Raw genomic sequence first — 2910 nt, forward strand, 5'->3', positions numbered from 1 at the left:
CTCGGTGACCCGACCGGTTTCGTCAAGCTGATCGCCGACAAGAAGTACGGCGAACTGCTCGGCGGGCACCTCATCGGGCCGGACGTTTCGGAACTGCTGCCCGAGCTGACCTTGGCCCAGAAGTGGGACCTCACGGTCAACGAGTTGGCACGCAACGTCCACACCCACCCCACACTCAGTGAGGCACTGCAGGAAGCGATCCACGGCCTCGCAGGCCACATGATCAACTTCTGACGGCAGGGCCTTCGGCCCCGTGCGCCTTTTCGGTAGTTCGCACTACCGGAAAGGCACACGGGGTTTTTCGTCTTTTGTGTCGAGTTGTGTTGCGAAACCGCCATCTGAGGCCTTCGAGTCGGGGTGTAGGCGCGCAACGCATTAGCGTCCCGAGTCGACCATTCGGCTTTCGAAGGACCACTCATGAAAACTCGTTCCGTACTGCTCGCGGCTTGCGTCGCGCTGACGCTCTCCGCCTGTGGAACCTCAGGTCACTCCGGATCGGACACCGAAGCTTCGGGTGCCGCCGAGGCGGGGGCGTTCCCCGTGACCGTCGACCACGCCTACGGTTCGACGACGATCGACGCGGAGCCTATGCGCATCGTGACCATCGGATGGAGTGGCCAGGATGCGGTGATCGCACTGAACAAGGTTCCGGTCGCCATGGAGAGCTTCTCCGGCGACGGCATCGAGAACAACATCCTGCCCTGGGACGCTTCGCGTCTGAACGGTGCCAAGCCCGTTCTCATGACGACCAATCCCGATATCCCGTTCGAGCAGATCCTCGGGCTCGATCCCGACGTGATCCTCGCCGTCTACTCCGGCATCGACGAGGGCGAGTACAAGCGCCTCAGTGACATCGCGCCGACCGTCGCGTTCCCCGACCAGCCGTGGGATACGGCGTGGGACAAGCAGATGAGCATGATCGGTGCAGCGCTCGGACAGCCGGAGCAGGCTCAGACGCTGATCGACGAGACCGGGGCGTACTTCGAGAAGCAGGCCGCTGATCACCCACAGTTCCAGGGCAAAACCGCAACGTATGCAATGCGCACCGACGAGGGCCTGATCGTCTTCTGCGGCACCGACCCGCGGATCCGTCTTCTCGGCCAGCTCGGGGTGAAGACCTCGCCCGGTGTCGACGCAGTGTGCACTTCCGGCGACAGTTCGGTGTCCGTGGGCATGGAATCCATCGACACACTCGACGCCGACGTCTTCATTCTCGTCGACGCCGACGGCACCAACCTGGACAAGCTGATGTCCTTCGGTCCGTTCGCGAACATGACCTCGGTGTCGAACGGCCGTCTGGTTCGTCTGGTCGGAATGGACTACGCGATGGCTACGTCCGCTCCGACGGTGCTGAGCGTTCCCTACGCATTCGACGAGTTCATCGCTCAGCTTTCGGACAAGTTGAGCTGATTCCGGGCGTCGTACGACGCTTGTGACGCAACGATTTTCGGCACCTGCGATTCGAGTAGTTCGATCAGGGCCGTGATCTTTGCGGCGACGTCGGCGCCGAGTTCGGTCAGGCTGTATTCCACTTTGGGCGGGATGGTTTCGAGTACCTCACGGTGCACGAGGCCATCCCGCTCGAGTGTTTGCAGGGTCTGTGAGAGCATGCGCTCGCTGACTCCGTCGACGCGTCGGCGCAGGGCACTGAACCGGTACGGGCCCTCGTTCAATGCCGCCAGCGCGAGTGCGCCCCAGCGTCCGGTTGCATTCTGCAATGCCGCCCGAGAGTTGCATCCGCGAGCGAAGACGTCAGCCTCGAGGGTTGGGTCCACGACGTCGGCATTCGGATCAGGAGTCTGGGCAGCACGTGAAGGTGAGTCGGTGCTGGTCATGAACCCAGGCTACTACTGCACGATCCGATAGCGCTAACTCTCCGTGTTGCACTTACGAAAAATAAGTGCATGATGGTTGCAGAACGCATTTACGCTTCAACCTGGATCGGGAGTTCGTATGAGCATTGCAGTCACCGGCGCAACCGGAAACCTCGGACAACTGGTAGTCGAGTCGTTGATCGAGCGGGGAACCGCCGCGTCCGACATCGTCGCAGTGGTCCGCAATCCACAGAAGGCGGAAAGCCTCGCCGCCCGCGGAGTAGTTGTACGCCAAGCGGACTACGCCGATGCCTCGGCGTTGGAAACCGCATTGGCGGGCGTCGACAAGCTGGTGCTGATCTCGGGAAGTGAAGTGGGGTCACGGCTCGCGCAACACACCAACATCATCGACGCGGCGAAGGCTGCCGGCGTCGTATTCATCGCCTACACGAGCATCTTGAATGCTCAGGACACGCCGATGAAGCTTGCTGCCGAGCACAAGGCGACCGAGGACGTGCTCACTCGGAGCGGTATTCCGTTCGCGCTGTTGCGCAACGGTTGGTACTGGGAGAACTTCACCAACGACCTGGCCGGTGTGATCGAACGCGGCGCACTGGTCGGTGCGGGAGCGGAAGGCAAGATCGCGGCTGCGGCGCGTGCGGATTACGCCGACGCCGCAGCAGTAGTCGCGACCACCGATGGCCACGAAGGTGCAGTGTACGAGTTGGGCGGTGACGAGAGGCTCACCTACGCCGAATTGGCCGAGAAGATCAGCGAGTTTGCCGGCAAGCCTGTCGCGTACCAGTTCGTGGACGAGCAGGCATACGAAGGCATTCTCGAGAGCGTCGGACTGCCTGCACCTGTTGCGCAGATCCTCGCCGATTCCGATGCTGCAATTGCCAAGGGGGCGTTGGACACCGAGTCGGGTGACCTACAGAAGTTGATCGGCCGCAGCAGCACTCCGGTGGCTGAGGTGTTGAGGAAGGCCTGACCTGCTGTGGGGCGTTTTTTTACGCCGGCGGGGGATAAAGGCGCACAGGGGGGGTGACCCAGGGGGGCGGCAACCCCGGCGGGCGGAGAACCCGTGGTTGGGCGG

3 protein-coding genes and 1 pseudogene are annotated in these 2910 nt (G+C 62.4%); 3 read left to right on the plus strand and 1 reads right to left on the minus strand.

Going from position 1 to position 2910, the window contains the following annotated elements; all coding sequences use genetic code 11:
* Both PCS43_RS20925 and PCS43_RS20930 read left to right on the plus strand, forming a co-directional pair.
* Positions 1-234 (plus strand): annotated as a pseudogene (locus PCS43_RS20925) (dihydrolipoyl dehydrogenase); the annotation flags it as partial.
* Positions 235-417: 183 nt separating this feature from the next.
* Positions 418-1410 (plus strand): iron-siderophore ABC transporter substrate-binding protein, encoded by a 993-nt coding sequence (locus tag PCS43_RS20930; protein WP_003941550.1) that lies wholly within the window; start codon positions 418-420, stop codon positions 1408-1410.
* On the opposite strand, the gene PCS43_RS20935 is transcribed toward PCS43_RS20930, so the two are convergent.
* Complete coding sequence (locus tag PCS43_RS20935; protein ID WP_007735410.1) at positions 1386-1835, minus strand: winged helix-turn-helix transcriptional regulator; 450 nt, start codon at positions 1833-1835, stop codon at positions 1386-1388. The two genes, PCS43_RS20930 and PCS43_RS20935, sit on opposite strands and share 25 nt — an antisense overlap.
* A 118-nt stretch (positions 1836-1953) precedes the next feature.
* On the opposite strand from PCS43_RS20935, the gene PCS43_RS20940 reads away from it, so the two are divergent.
* Positions 1954-2805: an SDR family oxidoreductase gene (locus tag PCS43_RS20940; protein ID WP_125050461.1), complete on the plus strand. Its 852-nt coding sequence runs from the start codon at positions 1954-1956 to the stop codon at positions 2803-2805.
* The last annotated feature ends 105 nt before the right edge of the window (positions 2806-2910 follow it).

This window comes from Rhodococcus sp. C-2, assembly GCF_027854095.1.
GTDB lineage: Bacteria > Actinomycetota > Actinomycetes > Mycobacteriales > Mycobacteriaceae > Rhodococcus_F > Rhodococcus_F qingshengii.

What these genes read in the sequence shown, in the direction of transcription:
- PCS43_RS20930 (WP_003941550.1), top strand. Translation starts at nt 418, where the DNA reads ATGAAAACTCGTTCCGTACTGCTCGCGGCTTGCGTCGCGCTGACGCTC.
- PCS43_RS20940 (WP_125050461.1), top strand. Translation starts at nt 1,954, where the DNA reads ATGAGCATTGCAGTCACCGGCGCAACCGGAAACCTCGGACAACTGGTA.
- PCS43_RS20935 (WP_007735410.1), bottom strand. Translation starts at nt 1,835, where the DNA reads ATGACCAGCACCGACTCACCTTCACGTGCTGCCCAGACTCCTGATCCG.